This window comes from Streptomyces rubellomurinus, from assembly GCF_000961885.1.
In the GTDB taxonomy this organism is placed as follows: domain Bacteria; phylum Actinomycetota; class Actinomycetes; order Streptomycetales; family Streptomycetaceae; genus Kitasatospora; species Kitasatospora rubellomurina.
The window spans coordinates 22158-40990 of record NZ_JZKH01000003.1 but is presented as its reverse complement, the minus strand read 5'-3'; the positions used below and the strand labels follow the sequence as shown (position 1 = coordinate 40990).

21 protein-coding genes are annotated in these 18833 nt (G+C 73.7%); 7 read left to right on the top strand and 14 right to left on the bottom strand.

The features are described from left to right. Window positions 1-53 precede the first annotated feature (53 nt). The 3 genes from VM95_RS02425 to VM95_RS02415 form a co-directional block, all read right to left on the bottom strand. On the bottom strand, window positions 54-263 hold the full coding sequence (locus VM95_RS02425) for a dodecin (protein WP_045692296.1): 210 nt from the start codon (window positions 261-263) through the stop codon (window positions 54-56). A 100-nt stretch (window positions 264-363) separates the two neighbouring features. After that, window positions 364-1323 (bottom strand): asparaginase, encoded by a 960-nt coding sequence (locus VM95_RS02420; protein ID WP_045692295.1) that lies wholly within the window; start codon window positions 1321-1323, stop codon window positions 364-366. 73 nt (window positions 1324-1396) lie between these two features. After that, window positions 1397-2038, bottom strand: a complete 642-nt coding sequence (locus tag VM95_RS02415; RefSeq protein WP_244178589.1) for an RsiG family protein — start codon at window positions 2036-2038, stop codon at window positions 1397-1399. Between the two features lie 510 nt (window positions 2039-2548). On the opposite strand from VM95_RS02415, the gene dtd reads away from it, so the two are divergent. Beyond that, complete coding sequence (gene dtd, locus VM95_RS02410; protein ID WP_045692294.1) at window positions 2549-2989, top strand: D-aminoacyl-tRNA deacylase; 441 nt, start codon at window positions 2549-2551, stop codon at window positions 2987-2989. Window positions 2990-3022: 33 nt separating this feature from the next. On the opposite strand, the gene ygfZ is transcribed toward dtd, so the two are convergent. The 3 genes from ygfZ to VM95_RS02395 all read right to left on the bottom strand — a co-directional run bounded on the left by ygfZ (window position 3023) and on the right by VM95_RS02395 (window position 5194). Next, complete coding sequence (ygfZ, locus tag VM95_RS02405; protein ID WP_063773439.1) at window positions 3023-3985, bottom strand: CAF17-like 4Fe-4S cluster assembly/insertion protein YgfZ; 963 nt, start codon at window positions 3983-3985, stop codon at window positions 3023-3025. Window positions 3986-4004: 19 nt separating this feature from the next. Further along, window positions 4005-4487: a Fur family transcriptional regulator gene (locus tag VM95_RS02400; protein ID WP_045692292.1), complete on the bottom strand. Its 483-nt coding sequence runs from the start codon at window positions 4485-4487 to the stop codon at window positions 4005-4007. 122 nt (window positions 4488-4609) lie between these two features. After that, window positions 4610-5194: a heme-binding beta-barrel domain-containing protein gene (locus VM95_RS02395; RefSeq protein WP_045692291.1), complete on the bottom strand. Its 585-nt coding sequence runs from the start codon at window positions 5192-5194 to the stop codon at window positions 4610-4612. Between the two features lie 385 nt (window positions 5195-5579). On the opposite strand from VM95_RS02395, the gene VM95_RS02390 reads away from it, so the two are divergent. Next, window positions 5580-5942, top strand: a complete 363-nt coding sequence (locus tag VM95_RS02390; protein ID WP_030059603.1) for a DsrE family protein — start codon at window positions 5580-5582, stop codon at window positions 5940-5942. Window positions 5943-5960: 18 nt separating this feature from the next. Here the strand turns inward: VM95_RS02390 and VM95_RS02385 are convergent, their stop codons facing one another. From VM95_RS02385 to VM95_RS02360, 7 genes are all read right to left on the bottom strand, one after another. Then, a complete protein-coding gene (locus VM95_RS02385) occupies window positions 5961-6239 on the bottom strand; it encodes a DUF3099 domain-containing protein (RefSeq protein WP_078859530.1) in 279 nt (92 codons plus the stop codon). An 82-nt stretch (window positions 6240-6321) separates the two neighbouring features. After that, complete coding sequence (locus tag VM95_RS02380) at window positions 6322-6612, bottom strand: DUF1416 domain-containing protein (protein WP_045692289.1); 291 nt, start codon at window positions 6610-6612, stop codon at window positions 6322-6324. 39 nt (window positions 6613-6651) lie between these two features. Next, complete coding sequence (locus tag VM95_RS02375; protein WP_045692410.1) at window positions 6652-7488, bottom strand: sulfurtransferase; 837 nt, start codon at window positions 7486-7488, stop codon at window positions 6652-6654. Between the two features lie 246 nt (window positions 7489-7734). Next, the gene (locus VM95_RS45560; RefSeq protein ID WP_350517234.1) at window positions 7735-7815 is read right to left on the bottom strand and encodes an Ms5788A family Cys-rich leader peptide; all 81 of its coding nucleotides are present in this window, start codon (window positions 7813-7815) and stop codon (window positions 7735-7737) included. Window positions 7816-8065: 250 nt separating this feature from the next. Next, the gene (locus tag VM95_RS38465; protein ID WP_052707099.1) at window positions 8066-8785 is read right to left on the bottom strand and encodes an LmeA family phospholipid-binding protein; all 720 of its coding nucleotides are present in this window, start codon (window positions 8783-8785) and stop codon (window positions 8066-8068) included. A gap of 165 nt (window positions 8786-8950) precedes the next feature. Next, a complete protein-coding gene (locus VM95_RS02365; protein WP_052707098.1) occupies window positions 8951-10351 on the bottom strand; it encodes a hypothetical protein in 1401 nt (466 codons plus the stop codon). Between the two features lie 5 nt (window positions 10352-10356). After that, window positions 10357-10650: a MoaD/ThiS family protein gene (locus VM95_RS02360; RefSeq protein WP_045692288.1), complete on the bottom strand. Its 294-nt coding sequence runs from the start codon at window positions 10648-10650 to the stop codon at window positions 10357-10359. Between the two features lie 688 nt (window positions 10651-11338). Between VM95_RS02360 and VM95_RS02355 the strand changes: the two genes are divergently transcribed. From VM95_RS02355 to VM95_RS02335, 5 genes are all read left to right on the top strand, one after another. Beyond that, window positions 11339-12070 carry a response regulator transcription factor gene (locus VM95_RS02355; protein WP_045692287.1) on the top strand — a complete coding sequence of 244 codons (732 nt, stop codon included), beginning with the start codon at window positions 11339-11341 and terminating at the stop codon, window positions 12068-12070. Between the two features lie 113 nt (window positions 12071-12183). Further along, complete coding sequence (locus VM95_RS02350; protein WP_045692286.1) at window positions 12184-13242, top strand: LacI family DNA-binding transcriptional regulator; 1059 nt, start codon at window positions 12184-12186, stop codon at window positions 13240-13242. 115 nt (window positions 13243-13357) lie between these two features. Further along, window positions 13358-14530 carry a S1C family serine protease gene (locus VM95_RS02345; RefSeq protein ID WP_045692285.1) on the top strand — a complete coding sequence of 391 codons (1173 nt, stop codon included), beginning with the start codon at window positions 13358-13360 and terminating at the stop codon, window positions 14528-14530. Between the two features lie 78 nt (window positions 14531-14608). Further along, a complete protein-coding gene (locus tag VM95_RS02340) occupies window positions 14609-15382 on the top strand; it encodes a response regulator transcription factor (protein ID WP_045692284.1) in 774 nt (257 codons plus the stop codon). After that, the gene (locus VM95_RS02335) at window positions 15379-16854 is read left to right on the top strand and encodes a sensor histidine kinase (protein ID WP_244178588.1); all 1476 of its coding nucleotides are present in this window, start codon (window positions 15379-15381) and stop codon (window positions 16852-16854) included. The genes VM95_RS02340 and VM95_RS02335 overlap by 4 nt, the downstream gene beginning before the upstream one ends. A gap of 66 nt (window positions 16855-16920) precedes the next feature. Here VM95_RS02335 and VM95_RS02330 read toward each other — a convergent pair whose 3' ends face one another. After that, window positions 16921-18720, bottom strand: coding sequence for a bifunctional metallophosphatase/5'-nucleotidase (locus tag VM95_RS02330; protein ID WP_045692283.1), 1800 nt, complete (start codon window positions 18718-18720; stop codon window positions 16921-16923). Between the last annotated feature and the right edge of the window lie 113 nt (window positions 18721-18833).

Here is an 18833-nt window from a genome sequence, read left to right as displayed (position 1 = left end):
CGCCGTTTCCGGGAGCGGGCCGCCGGCACCGCCCCGGGCGCGCCCGGGGCGGGTCAGTCGTCCAGGCGGAAGCCGACCTTCATGCACACCTGGTAGTGCTTGATCCGGCCGTCCTCCAGGTGGCCCCGGACCTGCGAGACCTCGAACCAGTCGAGGTTGCGCAGGGTCTGCGCGGCCCGGTCCACGCCGTTGCGGATCGCGGCGTCGACGCTCTCGGACGAGGATCCGACGATCTCGGTCACCCGGTACACGTGGTCACTCATGGCGGACTCCCTCAGCTGTGCGACGGCCCCCGGTCCACCGTGCACCGCCGTCCGCCCGGCCGCACCCCGGCACCGCCCGCACGGGCGTGCCCCGGAGGGCTCAGAACGCCGCCCGCACCCCGCCGACCGGGCGGCCGCCGCCGAGCAGCGGGGCCGCGCCGATCCGTTCGAGCGTGTCGTCCGCGCCGGTCACGCCGAGTCGGCGCAGCGCGGCCGCCAGCACCGGGCCGCGGGCCCGCTCGCCGCCGTCGTCGATCTTGAAGGCGAGCGCCCGTCCGTCCGGCAGGGCGACCACCTGGACGGCCTCGGCGCCCATCTTGGAGAGCGCGCCGGGGACGGCCCGCATCAGCCAGGTGTCTGCGCGGCGGGTGCCGGCCACGTACTCGGGGTGGGCGCGCATCGCGTCGGCCACCCGGCGCTGCGCGGTGCCCTCCGCGGCCAGCACCAGGGCCCGGTAGCCGCGGGCCAGGGCGGTGAGCGGGACGGCGAGCAGCGGCGCGCCGCAGCCGTCCACCCCGGCGTGCGCGGGGGCCGCGCCGGTGCTCTCCTCCAGGGCCTCGCGGGCCAGCCGCTGGATCGGGTGGGCCGGGTCGAGGTAGCTCTCGGTGTCCCAGCCGTTGGCGACGCAGGCGGCCAGCCAGCCGGCGTGCTTGCCGGAGCAGTCCATCAGGACGGGGGCGCGGCGGCCGCCGGCGGCGAGCAGCAGCTCCGCCTCGGTCTCGTCGAGCGGGAGGTCCGCCGGGGTGCGCAGGGCGCTCTCGTCCAGCCCGGCGGAGCCGAGTATCGCTCGTACACCGTCGAGGTGAAACGATTCTGCCGAGTGGCTGGACGCCGCCAGCGCCAGCAGCTCGCCCTCGATCGCCAGCCCGGCCCGCAGCGTCGCCATCGCCTGGAACGGCTTGGCGGTGGACCGGGGGAAGACCGGCGCGTCGGGGTCACCGAGCGCGAACTCGACCGAGCCGTCGGCGGCGAGCAGCACCAGCGAGCCGTGATGACGGCCCTCGGTGAAACCCGAACGGACGACCTCGGCGAGGACGGGCGGGGTGGCGGACTGGGGCATGGCAGGGAGCCTTCCGGGGGGCGAGGGTGGGACCGGGGGCGAGCCGGGCCCCCGCCCGCAGTGCCTCAACCGATCAGAGCGGGCCGCCCGCGAGCAGGTCGTCGACCCGTGCTTCCCCATCACGGTACCTGCGGGTGATCTCGGCATTGCAACCGTCCGCCGTGCGCAGCAGCCGCTGACGCCGTCCGGACACCTCCCGCTCGTGGGCGCGCAGGCGCTCCAGCGCGGCCAGCAGCTCCTCCGCCGGGTGCGCGGCCAGGTCGGCGAGCTGGACGTCGCCCATCAGCTCGTCCGCCTCCAGCCGGGACTCCCGGGTGCGCGGCGGGCCGAGCGTGACGTGCCGGGCCGAGCGCCGCACGGTGGAGGGGGCGTCGGTGAGGATGGCCGCCAGGCGGCCCAGCAGGTCGCCGGGGGGCTGCTCGCCGACCGCCGCCGCGGCCCGGGCCGGGCCGCCGCCGGGGCGCCGGTCGAGCTCGGCGCGCAGGATGTCCATCCGGCCGTGCAGCAGCCGCCGCAGGTAGGAGAGGTCGGCCTCCTGCTCCAGGGTCTCGCGGCGCAGGATCCGCAGCTGGTCCAGGCCCAGCCGCTCCAACTCGGGCTCGCCGTCCGCGCCGGCCGGATCCGCCAGGTCCACCAGGTCCGCCGGGTACCCGGGGGCCCCGGGGGCCGGGGCCGACCGATCGGAGCGCTCCGGTGCCGCGCTGCTCGCGTCCATCATCCAACCACCTGCCGTCGTCCGATCCCGCCCGCTCACGGCACCCCGTCCCTGCCGCCGGTCCGGCCCGTCGGTCGACGGGCTCGCGCGTCCCGTACGTCGGCACGCCCTGGCGTCGCCGGCGGTTCCGCCTCCCGCCGGGAACCACCCGCCGGGGCGACCCCGCCGGAACGCCTGACCCACCGGCACGACCGCCCGGCCGAACCCCGGCCCGGCGCGGCGGACCATGTGACGCCCCGGACCCTTCGTGTGGTCCACCAGCGTGCCACCCCGCCCGGCGCGCGCGCACCGCCCGTGCACCCGAACGGCCCCCTGGCGAACGGGGGTGGCTGATATGACCGGGCCTTTCCGCAGGAAGAACGGCGCCCGCCCCCGCGCAGGCGCCCAGTACACGGCGTGCGCCACCCGTGCGCGCGCCCCTGCTCTGCGCCCCCGCAGGCCCCTCCGGGGCTTCCGGGGGCCTTCCGGGGGCCTTCCGGGCGCGGTTCGGGGCTCCGGCACAATGGCGGCATGCGAGCAGTGGTGCAGCGAGTGACCGAGGCCCGGGTGACCGTGGCCGGAGAGACCGTCGGCGCGATCGAGGGGCCCGGGCTCTGCGTCCTGGTCGGCGTGACCCACGAGGACACCCTGGCCAAGGCGGCCCAACTGGCCCGCAAGCTCTGGACGCTGCGGCTGCTGCCGCCCGGCGAGGACGGCGTGGAGCGCAGCTGCTCGGACATCGGCGGACCGCTGCTGGTGATCAGCCAGTTCACCCTCTACGGCGACGCCCGCAAGGGTCGCCGCCCCACCTGGAACGCCGCCGCCCCGGGCCCGGTCGCCGAGCCGCTGGTGGACGAGGTGGTCGCCCAGCTGCGCGCGCTCGGCGCCAAGGTGGAGACGGGCCGGTTCGGCGCCGACATGCGGGTGGCGCTGGTGAACGACGGCCCGTTCACCGTCCTCGTCGAGGTCTGAGGGCCCCCGGTCCGGGGGTTCGGGCCCGAGGCCCTACTGCGGGACGATCACGTCCTGGGTGCCCGGCACCGTCCCGGCCAGCAGCACCGCGTCCGCCGGGACGTTCCGCTTGACGAGCGCCAGCGCGATCGGCCCCAGCTCGTGGTGCCGCGCCGAGGACGTGACGAAGCCGAGCGCCCGCCCGTCCGGGTCCGAGGCGAGCCGCACCTCGGTGCCGTGCGGGGGCAGCACCTCCTCGGTGCCGTCCAGGTGCAGGAAGACCAGCCGGCGCGGCGGGCGGCCCAGGTTGTGCACCCGGGCGACGGTCTCCTGGCCGCGGTAGCAGCCCTTCTGCAGGTGGACGGCGGTGCGCAGCCAGTCCACCTCGTGCGGGATGGTCCGGTGGTCGGTCTCGAAGCCCAGCCGGGGGCGGTGGCCCTCGATCCGCAGCGCCTCGTACGCCCAGACGCCGGCCGCCGGCCCGAACCCGGCGGTGAGCTTCTCCAGCTCGGCGCGCGGCACGAACAGGTCGCGCCCGTACGGGAGTTCGCGGACGGCGGCGGCGCCCTCGGCGGAGCCGTCGGAGCCGGCCGGCAGGTGCACCACGGCGTAGTCGGCGGTCGCGTCGGCGACCTCCACCCGGTAGAAGAACTTCATGCTCTCCAGGTAGGCGACCAGCGCGCCCTGGGTGCCGGGTTCGACGTGCGCCCAGGTGGTGGTGCCGTCGTCGACGAGGGAGAGCGCGTGCTCGACGTGCCCGTTCGCGGAGAGCACCAGCGCCTCGACGGCCTGCTGCGGCGGGAGTTCGCTGACGTGCTGGGTGAGCAGCAGGTGCAGCCAGCCGAGCCGGTCCGGGCCGGTGACGGTGACCACGCCGCGGTGCGAGAGGTCGACGAAGCCCTCTCCCCGGGAGAGGCGGCGTTGCTCGCCGAACAGCTCGCCGTAGTGGGCGGCGACGCCCTCGTCGGGCCCCTCGGCGGGGACGGCTCCGGGCAGGGCAAGCAGCGGGCTCTTCAGACCGGTCATACCGGCCAGCTTACGACCGGCCGTCCGCGAGCTTGCCGGTGCAGTCGGCGCAGCGGCCGAAGATGGCGAAGTGCTTGAGGTCGGTGTCGAAGCCGTGCTGCTCGCGCAGGCGGTCGATCAGCGGCTGGGCGATCTCGGTGCCGGTCTCGGTGACCTTCTCGCAGTCCCGGCAGACCAGGTGCAGGTGGTGGTGGCGGCCGGCCAGGTGGTAGGTCGGGGCGCCGTGACCGAGGTGGGCGTGCGAGACCAGGCCAAGTTCCTCCAGCAGCTCCAGGGTCCGGTAGACGGTGGAGATGTTGACGCCGCTGGCGGTCCGCCGGACGTGGCCGAGGATGTCGTCCGGGGTGGCGTGGTCCAGCGCGTCGACGGCCTCCAGCACGAGCTGGCGCTGCGGGGTGAGCCGGTAGCCGCGCTCGCGCAGGTCCGCCTTCCAGTCGTCGGAGAGGTGCCGGTCGCCGGAGAGCTGCCAGTCGGTGGTGCCGGTGTCCGCCATGCTGCTGTCCCTGCCGAGGTCGGGGTCCTGAGGCAAGTGTAGGGACCGGCTGCGGGCCGGTCCCTACCTCCTGCGCGATGCCGAGCGCGGTGCGGAAGCCGCACGGCGCCCGCGTGCGGGGCCTACTTGAAGAAGGCGATGCCGTCGTCCGGCAGGTCGTTGATGTCCTTGACCAGCTGGGCCGGGCTGAGCACCTTCTTCAGCTGCGCGGACATGTACGGGCGCAGCGGCACGTTCGGGGCGGCCTTCTCGCCGACCCAGAGCAGCTCGCCGTTGACGAAGCCGTACAGCCGCTTGCCACCGGAGTACTCCGGGGAGCCCTCGATCCGGGCCACCGCGTCCGTGGAGACGTCGATCTGGGGCTTGCCGTCCGCCAGCTCGCCGTACCAGATCTCCACGGTGCCGTCGTCACGGACGGAGGAGATCTCGATCCCACGGGCACCGCTGGTGCCGTCGTGGTTGCTGGTGATGCGCCAGAACGCGTGCTCGCTCTCCAGCGGCCGGACCTTCTCGCCCTGCTCGTTCAGCACCCAGGTGCGGGAGCGGAACTCCAGGAAGGGGCGGCCGTCGTGCCGGATCACGATCTCCTGGCCGAAGTTGCACTTCTCCGTGCCCGGGAAGTCGAAGACGCCCGCGCCCTCCCAGGTACCGAGGAGGAAGGCGAGCGGGACGACGTCCTTGTGGAGGTCAGAGGGGATCTCGATCATGTTCCTGGTCGCTGTCGTCGGTGTGCGGATGCCTCAACCGTACGGCAGGCTCAGCGCTGGCCCTGGTACAGCTTCATCACCGAGAAGATGGCGAACCAGGTGATCAGCACGGCCATGAGGGCCAGCAGACCGTCGAAGAAGATTTCCAGACCGGACACGGGGGGCTCCCAGGCGGCGACAGTGTGGTGGATTTTGCTGGCGCTCACTCTATCCGTCGAGCTGGGAGCCTTCACGGCGAGCCCCACCCCCTCGGGCCGGGCGCGCCACGCGGGCGGGCCGGGCACCGGTCGCCGGGCCGCCGGGCCCCCGGGCCGCCGTCCAAGATTCGCCCAAGGGATCCGGGGATGACGGCGGGCGGCGGGCGGCGGGCCAATAAGGTGGCGCCATGTCGAAGAAGCTCGTCATCAAGGTCACTGCCGGGGCGGACGCGCCGGAGCGGTGTTCGCAGGCGTTCACGGTCGCGGCGGTGGCCGTGGCCAGCGGGATCGAGGTCTCGCTCTGGCTGACCGGGGAGTCCTCCTGGTTCGCCCTGCCGGGGCGGGCGGCGGAGTTCGAGCTGCCGCACGCGGCGCCGCTGCCGGACCTGCTGGAGTCGATCCTGGCGGCGGGCTCGGTGACGCTGTGCACCCAGTGCGCGGCCCGGCGCGGGATCGAGCAGAAGGACACCGTCGAGGGTGTCCGGATCGCGGGCGCTCAGGTCTTCGTCAGCGAGATCATGGCGGACGGCGTCCAGGCGCTCGTCTACTGACGGCCGGGCCCCGGCGGCCTACGGGCGGTCGCGCGGCTCGTGGTCGGGCCGGTCCCGGTCGTGGCCGGGGTCGTCCCACTTCGGGTCCTCCCAGCGCGGGTCGTTCCACCAGTCGTCGTCCGGGTCCCGCTTGTTGGCGAACACCGCGGCGGCCGGCGGGATGACCATCGCCACCAGGCACAGGCCGATCGCCGCGCCCACCGAGAAGAACCGCACCACGCCCCAGGCCAGCACGAAGAGGCCGAGGCAGACGCCCATCATGGCGTAGTAGTAGCGACGCCGCCGCCTTGCCTGCACGTCTCCACGGTACGGCCGATCGGCGGCACGGAGGAGGGCCCCCGCCGGGCGGGGGCCCTCCTCCGTGCCGTTCGGGGGCGGATCAGACCGCGATCGCGACCTCGACGGCGGCGCCCTGGGAGGCCACCACCTGACGGTCCACGGTCTGGCCCGGCACCAGCGCGCGCAGGGTCCACTTGCCCGGGCGGGCGAAGAACCGGAACTGCCCGGTCGCCGAGGTGGGCACCTCGGCCGTGAACTCGTTGTTCTCGTCCAGCAGACGGACGTAGCCGTTCACCGGCTCACCGTCGCGGGTCACCGAACCCTGGATGATCGTCTCGTTCGCCACGTCTACTCCTGCCAGGTCCGGGCCGCCGGCCTTCGCACCGCACATGTCTGTGTTTCCCTTCTGCCTTGCGCGCGAGCCGGGGGCTCAGTTGCTGCCGAGCTCGATCGGAACGCCGACCAGGCTGCCGTACTCGGTCCACGAACCGTCGTAGTTCTTGACGTTCGCCTGGCCGAGCAGCTCGTGCAGCACGAACCAGGTCAGCGCGGAGCGCTCGCCGATGCGGCAGTAGGCGATGGTGTCCTTCGCCAGGTCGATGCCCTCGGCCTCGTACAGGGCCTTGAGCTCGTCGTCGCTCTTGAAGGTGCCGTCGTCGTTGGCGTTCTTCGCCCACGGGATGTTGCGGGCGCTCGGCACGTGGCCGGGGCGCTGCGACTGCTCCTGCGGGAGGTGGGCCGGGGCGAGCAGCTTGCCGGAGAACTCGTCGGGCGAGCGCACGTCGACCAGGTTGAGGTTGCCGATGGCGGCGATCACGTCGTCGCGGAAGGCGCGGATCGAGGAGTCGGCGGCCTGCGCGGTGTACTCGGTGGCCGGGCGGGCCGGGACCTCGGTGACCAGGTCGCGGGAGTCCAGCTCCCACTTCTTGCGGCCGCCGTCCAGCAGGCGGACGTCGCCGTGGCCGTACAGCTTGAAGTACCAGTAGGCGTAGGAGGCGAACCAGTTGTTGTTGCCGCCGTAGAGGACGACGGTGTCGTCGTTGGCGATGCCCTTGGCGCTGAGCAGCGCCTCGAACCCGGCCTGGTCGATGAAGTCGCGGCGGACCGGGTCCTGGAGGTCCTGCTTCCAGTCGATCCGGACGGCGTTGCGGATGTGGTTCTTCTCGTAGGCGGAGGTGTCCTCGTCGACCTCGACGATGACGACCTTCGGGTCGTCCAGGTGGGCCTGGACCCAGTCGGCGTCGACCAGGACGTCGCTGCGGCTCATGGTGGTGTTCTCCATCCGAGGGCGGTTGGCGGAAGGTACTGCTCAGGGGAGGCCGTGCACGGGTGCCCGGACGACAGAGGGTCCGAAAATCCGTCCGAATATCGAGACGGAGCGGGGGTCCGGTACGACCGGGCGGGAACTGCGGGGCACGACGGCGACCAGCGGCCCGTACGGCCGGGCGAGGTCACCGGGGAGATCGGCAGGAAAATCGGCAATGGGCGTCAACTGCCCTGCCGGGGTGCCGAGTTAGCGCATTCGACACAGACAGGCGGCCACGCGGCACAGGTCGACCGCCCGCCGCTTCGTGAGATCCGTCTGTCGCTTCATGCTGACGATGCTAGGGACACCCGAGGGCCGCTGTCATCAGCGTACCGAATTCTGAGACCCGACCGCCCGAATGCCGGGATTCGCCCCCGGTGCGGCCGGACCCGGCCCGCCCCACGCCGCGACGGGGCCCCGGCCGCGGGGCACAACGGGCGGAAACGGCACCGCTCCGCGGTCCGCGCCGGACAGCGCGTCTCGCGGAGCGGAACGTCGGGCAGGGGCGGCGGGAGGCCTGCGGGCGCGGCCGGGCCGGTCAGCCGAGGAGCTTGACGCCCTTGCCGTCGAAGGCCAGCTTCAGCCCGTCCTCCTGCGGCGTCGCGCCGTCCTTGTCGGCCAGGCTCAGTCCGGCCGGCAGCGAGTCCAGGGTGAAGCTCATCGGCTCCAGGCGCTGACCGGTCGCCCCGGCCAGCATCCCGGCCAGGCCGTCCAGCTGGAAGCCGTCCACGGTGATGGTGTTCCCCTGGTTGTGCACGGAGCCCTCCCCGACCGGGATCGGCCCCAGCGAGGCCTTCACCTTGCCCGGCCCGGCGTAGGACAGGCTGAACCGCGAGGAGCCGCCCACCGGGAGCTTGCCGTGCACCAACTGGCTCGCCGGCGGCAGCAGTTGCGCGAGGTCCGCGTAGGTGATCACCCCGCTGCCGTTGGCGCTGTCCACGGTGGCGCTGTTCAGCCCGCCGCTCACCGCGACGCCGGACAGCTCGGCCTTGAACGAGTGCAGCGCCACCTGCTGGCGGCCGTCACCGACCGCCAGGCCGTCCGAGGAGATCCGGACGTCGTCCAGCTTCCTCGACAGCGCCTGGGTGAGGAACGGGAAGCCGTCGATCGACACGTCCGGCCGCTGGCTCATCCGACCGCTCTGCACCAGCTTGTCGGCCGCCTCGTCCTCGGCCACCCCGACCGCTATCCGGTCGGCGCCCGCCAGCAGGCCGCAGAGCACCGCCAGGCCGATCGTCGCCTTCAGCCATCCGCGCATCGCACTCCCCCGTCGTCGCCGGTCGCGGCCGTCGTCCGTCGTCGTTCACCGTCTCGTGGCGGCCGCTCGGCACGGCCACGCCCGCACGACCGTACGACGAACCGCCCCGGAGCATGGTTCCGGGGCGGTTCCTGGTGCGCAACGGTCTCGAAACCGCGGCGCGGGTCAGACCAGCAGGTCGGTGGCGATCCAGATCAGCGGCGCGGCCACCGCCAGCGGCAGCGCCACGCCCGCCGTCATGTGCACGAAGCGGGACGGGAAGTCGTACGCCGCGACCCGGCGCCCGATCAGCGCGCCCAGCCCGGCGAGCGCACCCAGCGCGAGCGGCGCGCCCACCAGCAGGCCCAGCAGCACCGCGGCCGCCAGGCCCAGCACCGGGCCCAGCTGCTTCGGGCCGGGCAGCGGCGCCGCGGCCAGCACGGTGGCCAGGGCCACCGCGCCCACGCCGGCCGGCACCCAGTCGGCCAGCAGCAGCATGGTGCACAGCGCCGTCACCACGGTGGCCGAGCCCAGCACCGTCAGGGCGTAGAAGCGCTCCTTCGGGTCCGAGGGGCGGAACGTCTGCAGCACCAGGACCAGCAGGAAGAACCCGCCCAGCGTGCCGACCACGGCGGCCGCCGAGCCCTCCGAGTCCGCCAGCAGCACGGCCGCGTCCGCGGTCAGCCCGGCCAGCGCGGCCAGCAGGATGCCCTGCCGGGCCGGCCACATGCCGTTCAGCCGGAACCAGCCGGCCGCCGTCAGCAGCTGCAGCGCCGCCACCACCAGGGCGAGCGCCACCTGCCCGAGCGCGGCCCCGCCGTCCAGCAGCGCGGCGACGGCGGCGGTGATCAGCGCGGGCTGCAGGCCGGGGTCGATGATCGGCGAACCGGTCCGCCCGGCCGGGCCCTGCGGCAGCGGCTGGGGCTGGGCCTGGGCCCGGGCCTGCGGCTGCTGCGACGGGACGCCCGGGTACGGCGGGCCGGCGGGCACGTCCGGGCGCTTGAGCGCCATGGTCGGCGGGTCGAAGTCCGGCACCGCCGGCTGCGGCGGCATCCCCGCCGGCGCCACCGGCTGCTGGGCGACGGGCTGCGGCGCCGCGGCCCGGGCGGGCGCGGCGTGCCGCCCGGGCCGCGGCTGCGGCTGGAACGGCGGCTGGGGCTGGGGCTGGACCGGCGCCTGCGGCGGGAAGGGGGCCTGTACCTGCGGCGGGTACGGCGCCGACTGCTGGAACGGCGCCTGCGGCTGGAACGGCGGCGGGGCGACCGGCAGCGCGCCGGAGACCGTCACCGGCGGCAGCAGCGTGGTCGCCGCGTCGTCCAGCGGCGGAACGGGCGGCAGCAGCGCCGTCGCGGCCTCGTCCACGGCCGGGACCGGCGGCAGCAGCGTGGTCGCCGCCGCGTCGTCCAGCGCCGGCACGGGCGGGAGCAGCGCCGTCGCGGCCGCGTCGTCCACCGGGTAGCCGTACGGCGGCTGCTGCCCCTGCGGCGGGTACGGCGGCAGCCCCTGCGGCGGGTGCGGCTGCCGCGGGGGGACCTGCTGCGGCCACTGCCCGTAGCCGCCGTCGTTCGGGTTGTTCATGTCCGTCACGCCGCTCAGCCTCCCGCGAACGGCGGAAGGACCTCGACCGTCCCGCCCTCGGTCAGGGCGACGGTGCCGTGCTCCCGGCCGCCCACCTGCACACCGTCGACCAGGTACGAGCAGTGCCCGAGCAACTGGACGAACTTCGGCCGGTCGGCGTGCCGCTCCTTGGCCGCCGCCAGCGCCTCCGCCAGGGTCGCCGCCTCGTACGGCTCCTCGGCGAGCCCGGCCTCGGACTTCGCCGCCGCCCAGTAGCGGATCGTCCCGCGCACCCGGGCGCCGCTCGCGGGCTCGGTGGTCGCGCCCATCGGGCCACCCCTTCTCGTCGTCCTCGCCCGGCCCGGGTGCCCCGGTCCGGCTCGCCACCGCGACGGCCGCCGAAACCACCCGAACGATGGACCCGAGCTGCGCCGCCGGTGTGCGTCCCCATGATGGCCGGTCGGCCGCCGCGAGCGGCAATCGCCCTGGCCGGAGGGGCCGCGGCGATCGTCCGAAGCTGTGTCCAGGCTCACCCGGGCCGCGGCCGAATTGAGCGAAGTGCCGGTTTCGGCACCTCCCGGCCCGGCCGGGGGTCGGCTATCCTCGTCCACCAAGAGAGGGACCCGGGCAGAGTCGCCCCCGGGTCCTTTCGTGCTTACAGGACGCCAGTACGGACGTCCGTGCGATTCGTCGGCCCACCCCCGGCGCGTCGCAGGGACCGCCCCCGCCGATCGCGGCACGACGACGTGCCCGGCCGCCAGGGGTGTCGCCACCGGGGCCCGGGCCGCCGCCCGGTACCGGACCAGACCGGAGGGTTCGCGGGATGAGCAGGGCCGAGACGGTGCGCCAGGGGTCGCCGACCCCCGGGCGCGCGCGCCGCCGCGCCCGGCACCGCCCGCACGCCCCCGGCACGTCCCGGGCGCCCGTCGTCCACTCCCCCACCTCAGCACGTGCGCCATCCGGCTGTGGCGGCAGCCGAACAGCGACCGCGACGACCCGGAAAGGGGACCACCGGGTATGAGTTCTCTCCTCCTCCTCACCAACGCACTGCAGCCCTCCGCCGAGGTGCTGCCCGCCCTCGGCCTGCTCCTGCACAACGTCCGGGTGGCCCCCGCCGAGGGCTCGGCCCTGGTGGACACCCCCAGCGCGGACGTCATCCTGGTCGACGGCCGGCGCGACCTGCCGCAGATCCGCAGCCTCTGCCAGCTGCTGCGCTCCACCGGCATCGCCTGTCCGCTGATCCTCGTGGTCACCGAGGGCGGGCTGGCCGCCGTGACCGCCGAGTGGGGCATCGACGACGTCCTGCTGGACACCGCCGGCCCGGCCGAGGTCGAGGCCCGGCTGCGGCTCGCGCTCGGCCGGCTGCAGGTCGCCGTCGACGACAGCCCGATGGAGATCCGCAACGGCGACCTCTCGGTCGACGAGGCCACCTACTCCGCCAAGCTCAAGGGCCGGGCGCTCGACCTCACCTTCAAGGAGTTCGAGCTGCTCAAGTACCTCGCCCAGCACCCCGGCCGGGTCTTCACCCGGGCGCAGCTGCTGCAGGAGGTCTGGGGCTACGACTACTTCGGCGGCACCCGGACGGTGGACGTGCACGTGCGACGGCTGCGCGCCAAGCTCGGCGTCGAGCACGAGCAGCTGATCGGCACCGTGCGCAACGTCGGCTACCGCTTCGTCGTCCCGGAGAAGCCCGAGAAGGGCGAGCGCCCGGAGCCCGTCCAGCGCTCCACCGCCGCACTGGAGGCCTGACGGAAGTCGGGCGGGCCGCACCCCGCCCGACTCGTCCGCATTGCTCCCGGTGCGCCCTGCGGCGGTCCCAGATCACACTGCCGCCCCGGAGGCCACACGCGTAGACTCCCTCCGTGGCCAAGGTGACGCGCGACGATGTAGCCCGACTGGCTGGGACCTCGACCGCGGTCGTCAGCTACGTGATCAACAACGGGCCGCGCCCGGTCGCGCCCGCGACCCGGGAGAAGGTCCTCACGGCGATCGAGCAGCTCGGCTACCGGCCGAACAGCGTCGCCCAGGCGATGGCCTCCCGCCGCACCAACCTGATCGGCATGGTCGTCCCGGACGCCCGCCAGCCCTTCTTCGCCGAGATGGCGCACGCCGTGGAACGCGCCGCCTCCGAGCGCGGCAAGCTCGTGCTGATCGGCAACTCCGACTACGTCGACGACCGCGAGGTCCACTACGTCCGCGCCTTCCTCGGCATGCGCGTCTCCGGCCTGATCCTGGTCAGCCAGGGCCCCTCGCAGCGCGCCGCCGAGGAGTTCGCCGCGATGGAGGGCGCCAAGGTCGTGCTGCTGCACCGCCGCCCCGAGGCGATCGACGACGTCGCGGTGGTCACCGACGACGTGGGCGGCGCCGAGGCCGTCGTCCGCCACCTGCTGGAGGAGCACGGACACCCGTACGTGGCCTGCTTCGGCGGCCCGGTCGACTCCCCCGCCCCCGGCGACCCGGTCATCGACCACGTCGAGGGCTGGCAGCGGGCCATGGACGCGCACGGCGTCCCCACCGAACCGCACCTGATCGACGCGCCGTTCCACCGCTACGGCGCGTACGAGGTCGCGCTCGGCGTGCTGCGCTCCCCGGACCGGCCGCGGGCGATCTTCTGCTCCACCGACGACCAGGCCATCGGCGTGCTGAGGGCCGCCCGCGAGGTCGGCCTGCGGGTCCCCGAGGACCTCGCCGTGGCCGGCTTCGACGACGTGCCGGAGGCCGCCCTCGCCGACCCGCCGCTGACCACCGTCGCCTCCGACCGCGACGCGATGGCCCGCGCCGCCGTCGAGCTGGTGCTGGACGACTCGCTGATGGTCCCCGGCTCGGACACCGAACGGGTCCGCAAGTTCCCGGCCCGCCTGGTCATCCGCCGCTCCTGCGGCTGCGACGGGACCGCCCCCGGCCGGGCCGCGGCGGAATAGCCGGTTCCGCTCCACGGGCGGCCTGACCAGGCTTTATGAGAAGCCGACGGGCTTCTCGGACCGTTCTGAGCCGCTTCTCATCCGCTCCTCATCCACCGGGCGGAGCTTGGTCGGCATGAGCGAACAGCACCGGCACCCCAGCGACCCGTACGGCCCCCCGCAGGACGCCTACGGCCCCCACGGCGAGCAGCAGAACGGCCCGTACGACCCGTACCGGCAGCCCCGCGTGCTCGAAGGCACCGTCGTCACCGGCGGCCACGCCCCCCACGCCCACCGCGAGGACCACTCAGCCGGCGGCTTCGACGGACCGCCCCCGCCGCCGCCCGTACCGCCCGAGCCGCCCACCATCCTCGGCCCCGGCGGCGGGCCCGAGGGCGAGGGCGGCCGCGGCGGCCGGGCCCGGCGCGGCCTGCTGCGCGGCCGGCTGGCCCTGGTGACCGCCGTCGCCGCCGTCGCCGCCGCCCTCGGCGGGGTCGCCGGCGGGCTGGTCACCGCCGACCGGCAGGGCGCCGACACCCGCACCGGCACCATCGCCAGCCCGGTCTCCGCCCGCTCGGACGGCGGCGCCGACGTGCCGGCCATCGCCGCCGCCGTCTCGCCCAGCGTCGTCGAGATCACCGTGAAGAGCGCGGGCGGCACCGCCACCGGCACCGGCGTCGTGCTCGACAAGGACGGCCGGATCCTGACCAACTACCACGTGATCGACACCGCGGCCGGCGGCGGCCGGATCACCGTCACCTTCCACGACGGCTCCACCGCCCAGGCCACCGTCACCGGCACCGACAAGGCCCTGGACGCCGCCGTCATCACCGCGAACGGCGCCCGCGACCTCACCCCCGCCGTCCTCGGCGACTCCTCCGCCGTCGCGGTCGGCGACCCGGTCGTCGCCATCGGCAACCCGGACGGCCTGACCGGCACCGTCACCTCCGGCATCATCAGCGCCGAGAACCGCACCGTCACCGTCCAGCTCGACGAGGGCAGCACCAGCGCCAACGGCGGCTTCGGCCTCCCCCACCTGCCCGGTCAGAACGGCCGGCAGTCCGGCGGCGGCAACACCACCACCTACAAGGCCTTCCAGACCGACGCCGCCCTCAACCCCGGCAACTCCGGCGGCCCGCTGATCAACGCGAGCGGCCAGGTCATCGCCGTCAACTCGGCGATGTACGCGCCGAACGGCTCCGGCTCGTCCGGAAACAGCTCGGCCGGCAGCGTCGGCCTCGGCTTCGCCATCCCGATCAACGACATCAAGCAGGTCCTGCCGAAACTCGAAGCGGGCCAGACCCTGTAGCCCACCACCGCCACCCGTCCGCACGACGGACAATGGCTCCCAGCAGGCCCTCCACCCCAGCAGAAAGGGCAGCCGCCCATGACCGCGTCCGCCGACGACCGCACCCCCGCCGAGCCCGGCCAGCCCGCCGCCCGGCTCCTCGTGGTCGACGACGAACCCGCCCTCCGGGACGCCCTGGAGAGCAGCCTCGCCTTCGAGGGCTACGAGGTCGCCACCGCCACCGACGGCTACGAGGCCCTGGAGTCCGTCGAACGCGACAAGCCCGACCTCGTTCTGCTGGACATCATGATGCCCCGGATGGACGGCCTCACCGCCGTCCGCCGGATGCGCTCGCGCGGCGACACCGTCCCCGTCCTGATGCTCACCGCCCGCGACGCCGTCGGCGACCGCGTCACCGGCCTCGACGTCGGCGCCGACGACTACCTCGCCAAGCCCTTCGAACTCGACGAGCTGCTCGCCCGCGTCCGCGCCCTGCTGCGCCGCAACGCCCTCGCCGTCGAGGCCGCCGCCGCCCGCGCCGCCGCCGCGGACGACAGCGAGGTGCTCTCCTTCGCCGACCTGCGGATGAACACCGCCACCCGCGAGGTCGAGCGGGCCGGCAAGCCGGTCGAACTCACCCGCACCGAGTTCATGCTGCTCGAGATGTTCCTCTCCCACCCGCGCCAGGTCCTCACCCGCGAGCAGATCCTCAAGGCGGTCTGGGGCTTCGACTTCGAGCCGTCCTCCAACTCCCTGGACGTGTACGTGATGTACCTGCGCCGCAAGACCGAGCAGGGCGGCCTGCCCCGCCTCATCCAGACCGTCCGTGGCGTCGGCTACGCCCTGCGCCCGGCGGCCGGCGCGAACGCGTGAGTACGGTTCCGCCCCCGCCGCTGGCCCCGCCGCGCACCGCCAAGCGCCGTCGGCGGCTCGCCCGCTGGTTCCGGTCCCAATCGCTGCGCAGCCGCCTCACCTTCCTGAGCGCGGCCGCGGTGGCGGTCGCCATCGCGATGTCGGCGCTCGCGTGCTGGTTCATCGTGCACAAGCAGCTGTACGACCAGGTGAAGTCGGATCTGGCGGGCGCGCCTCCGGCCCTGCCCGGCAAGCTGATCTGCTACCCCACTCCGGAGGACGCGCTGGAACACCAGCGCGGCGGCGCCATGCCGGAGATCAGCGGTGCCGTGCCCCGCGACACCCAGTTCCTCTCGCAGGCGGGAGTCTGCCTGCCCCCGGGAGCGACCAAGGCGATCGTGACCAAGCCCGAGGACACCGCCGCCCTCCGGCTCCCGCCCGGACAGTCGGTCATCCGGGAGGGGAAGTACACCAACGGCTCCCCCGCGATCGTCCGGTTGACCTCCAGCCACAAGTTCTCGGTGCCCACCGTCGTCATGGTCGCCACCCCCACCCAGCCCGTCGAGGAGTCCCTCCAGGGCCTCGCCATCCTCCTCGGCGCCGTCTCCCTCGGCGGCATCCTGCTCGCCGCCGTCGCCGGGCGCCTGGTGGCCCACTCGGCCCTCAAGCCGGTCGACCGACTCACCGACGCCGTCGAGCACATCGCCCGCACCGAGGAGGTCGGCACCACCATCCCCGTCCACGGGGACGACGAGATCGCCCGGCTCTCCACCTCCTTCAACTCCATGAGCACCGCCCTCGCCAACTCCCGCGACCGGCAGACCCGGCTGATCGCCGACGCCGGGCACGAGCTGCGCACCCCGCTCACCTCGCTGCGCACCAACGTCGACCTGCTGATCCGCAGCAACGACACCGGCCGCCCGCTACCGGCCGCCACCAAGACCAAGCTGCTCGGCAACATGAAGGCCCAGATGCAGGAACTCACCGTCCTGATCGGCGACCTGCTCCAGCTCTCCCGCCCCGACTCCCCCAAGCCGGTGCGCAACCTCGCCGTCGTCGCCCTGCACGAGATCGTCGGCCGGGCCGTCGAGCGGGCCAAGCTGCGCGGGCCCGGGCTGACCTTCGACACTGTCGCCGAGCCCTGGTACGTGCACGGCGACGCCGCGTCGCTGGAGCGGGCCGTCATCAACCTGCTCGACAACGCGGTCAAGTACAGCCCGCCCGGCGGCACCATCGACATCCGGCTCCAGCAGGGCGTGCTGACCGTCCGGGACCACGGCCCCGGCATCCCGCCGGACGAGCTCCAGTACGTCTTCGACCGGTTCTGGCGCTCCCCCTCCTCGCGCCAACTGCCGGGCTCCGGCCTCGGGTTGTCGATCGTGGCGCAGAGCGTCAGGGAGGCGGGCGGCGAGGTCACCCTGGGCCCGGCCGAGGACGGCGGCCCGGGCGCGCTGGCCACCCTCCGGCTGCCCGGCGGGCCGGCCCCCGAATAGCCCGGGAAAGCAGGACGGGCGGGGCGCCCCGACAGCGCCCCGCCCGTCCTCATGTCCGGCTCACGGTCAGTCGATGTCGCTGCCCGGGCCGAGGACCTTGATCCGGTCCTGCGCCGGAGCCTTCAGCGGCGCGGCCGCCGAGCTGTGGGCGCTCAGGTAGGCCGTGAAGACGTCCAGGTCGGAGGCGCCGACGAGCTTGTCGGTGCCGGCCGCGAAGGCCGGGAAGCCGTCGCCGCCGCCGGCCAGGAACTCGTTGGCCGCGACGCGGTACTTGCCGGCCGGGTCGATCGGCGCGCCGTTCAGCCGGATCGAATCGGCGACCACCCGGTCCGCGCCGGTCTTGCGCATGTCCAGGGTGTAGTGCAGGTTCGCGGAGTTCTGGAGGATCTTCGGCGCCGCGTCGTTGGGGCCGCTCACCTGCTGCTGGAGCAGCTGGACCAGCTGGGCGCCGGTGAGCGTCTTGACCTGCATCATGTTGGTGAACGGCTGGACGGTGAACGCCTCGCCGTAGGTCACCACGCCGTCGCCCTCGCTGCCCGAGGCCTTGTAGACCAGGTCGGAGCGGATCCCGCCCGGGTTCATGAAGGCGACCTGCGCCCCGCCCTTGCCGGCCGGGGAGAGCCCTTCCAGCTGCGCGTCGGCGATCACGTCACCGAGCGGCTTCTCCAGGTCGCTGCTGCCACGGCCGTTGATGTCCGAGCCGATGTAGCCCACCGGGCGGTTGGCAATCGGAGCGGCCAGCTTCTGGTAGTGCTGGACCAGCTCGGTCATGTCCGGCGCCTTCTCGACCGTACGGCGCACCACGTGGTTCTCGGCCTTGACCGAGGGACGCACGATCTCGCCGGTGGTCTTGTCCAGCTTCATGTCGATCTCGGTGAACAGCCGGCCGAAGGACGCGGCGCTGGTCACCGAGCGCGGCACGCCGTTCGGGTCCGGGATGCTGCACGCGTACGCGTTGTGGGTGTGGCCGGTGACGATGGCGCCGACCGCCGGGTCGATCTTCTTCGCGATGTCGACGATCGGGCCGGAGATGCCCTGGCCGGCCGCGCCGCAGTCGTAGTTGTAGACGTTGCTGGCCGGGTAGCCGCCCTCGTGGATCAGCGCGACGATCGAGTTGACGCCCTTGGACTTCAGCTCCGCGGCGTACTTGTTGATCGTGGTGACCTCGTTGGCGAACTTCAGGCCCTTGACGCCCTCGGCGGTCACGATGTTCGGCGTGCCCTCCAGGGTGACGCCGATGAAGCCGATCTTCACGCCCTGCGACTTGGTCACCCAGTACGGGGGCAGCAGCGTCTTGCCGGTCTTCTCGTCGGTGACGTTCGCCGACAGGTAGTTGAAGTTGGCGCCCTTGAACGTACGGCCGGGCTCGTAACAGCCGTCGGTCGGGTGGCAGCCGCCCTCCTGCATCCGCAGCAGCTCCGCCGCGCCCTCGTCGAACTCGTGGTTGCCCACCGAGGTGACGTCCAGGCCGAGCTTGTCCATCGCCTCGATGGTCGGTTCGTCGTGGAACAGCGCCGAGGTCAGCGGGCTGGCACCGACGATGTCACCGGCCGCGACGGTGATCGAGTCGTCGGCCGGGATCCGGGCCTGGCGCAGTTCGGTGGCCAGGTACTCGATGCCGCCGGCCGGCGTCGAGACGACCTGGCCGGTGGCCGGGTCGATCTCCTTGACCGTGCCGGACGAGCCGGCCGGGGGCTCCAGGTTCCCGTGGAAGTCGTTGATCGCCAGCAGCTGGAGGTTGACGGTCTTGTGACGCTTCGCGTTGGCGTCGGCGGCCTGCGCGGCCGTCGGCACGGCCACCGTGCCGAACAGACCTGCGGCGGCGACGACGGCGAGCGCCGCACGTCGGGATCTGACGGTGAGCATGAGGGTCCTCTGCACCTTGGGGGAGCGCCGGCTGTGGACCAGGACCGGACGTTCGGGCGGAGCGGAACACGGGAAAAGCAGGTGTTCCGCCCGTGCAGCCTAGGGTCAACGCG

What these genes read in the sequence shown, in the direction of transcription:
- VM95_RS02395 (WP_045692291.1), bottom strand. Translation starts at nt 5,194, where the DNA reads ATGATCGAGATCCCCTCTGACCTCCACAAGGACGTCGTCCCGCTCGCC.
- VM95_RS02330 (WP_045692283.1), bottom strand. Translation starts at nt 18,720, where the DNA reads ATGCTCACCGTCAGATCCCGACGTGCGGCGCTCGCCGTCGTCGCCGCC.
- VM95_RS02420 (WP_045692295.1), bottom strand. Translation starts at nt 1,323, where the DNA reads ATGCCCCAGTCCGCCACCCCGCCCGTCCTCGCCGAGGTCGTCCGTTCG.
- VM95_RS02390 (WP_030059603.1), top strand. Translation starts at nt 5,580, where the DNA reads ATGTCGAAGAAGCTCGTCATCAAGGTCACTGCCGGGGCGGACGCGCCG.
- VM95_RS02355 (WP_045692287.1), top strand. Translation starts at nt 11,339, where the DNA reads ATGAGTTCTCTCCTCCTCCTCACCAACGCACTGCAGCCCTCCGCCGAG.
- VM95_RS02415 (WP_244178589.1), bottom strand. Translation starts at nt 2,038, where the DNA reads ATGGACGCGAGCAGCGCGGCACCGGAGCGCTCCGATCGGTCGGCCCCG.
- VM95_RS02340 (WP_045692284.1), top strand. Translation starts at nt 14,609, where the DNA reads ATGACCGCGTCCGCCGACGACCGCACCCCCGCCGAGCCCGGCCAGCCC.
- VM95_RS02345 (WP_045692285.1), top strand. Translation starts at nt 13,358, where the DNA reads ATGAGCGAACAGCACCGGCACCCCAGCGACCCGTACGGCCCCCCGCAG.
- VM95_RS02400 (WP_045692292.1), bottom strand. Translation starts at nt 4,487, where the DNA reads ATGGCGGACACCGGCACCACCGACTGGCAGCTCTCCGGCGACCGGCAC.
- VM95_RS02360 (WP_045692288.1), bottom strand. Translation starts at nt 10,650, where the DNA reads ATGGGCGCGACCACCGAGCCCGCGAGCGGCGCCCGGGTGCGCGGGACG.
- VM95_RS38465 (WP_052707099.1), bottom strand. Translation starts at nt 8,785, where the DNA reads ATGCGCGGATGGCTGAAGGCGACGATCGGCCTGGCGGTGCTCTGCGGC.
- VM95_RS02380 (WP_045692289.1), bottom strand. Translation starts at nt 6,612, where the DNA reads ATGTGCGGTGCGAAGGCCGGCGGCCCGGACCTGGCAGGAGTAGACGTG.
- VM95_RS02375 (WP_045692410.1), bottom strand. Translation starts at nt 7,488, where the DNA reads ATGAGCCGCAGCGACGTCCTGGTCGACGCCGACTGGGTCCAGGCCCAC.
- VM95_RS45560 (WP_350517234.1), bottom strand. Translation starts at nt 7,815, where the DNA reads ATGAAGCGACAGACGGATCTCACGAAGCGGCGGGCGGTCGACCTGTGC.
- dtd (WP_045692294.1), top strand. Translation starts at nt 2,549, where the DNA reads ATGCGAGCAGTGGTGCAGCGAGTGACCGAGGCCCGGGTGACCGTGGCC.
- VM95_RS02425 (WP_045692296.1), bottom strand. Translation starts at nt 263, where the DNA reads ATGAGTGACCACGTGTACCGGGTGACCGAGATCGTCGGATCCTCGTCC.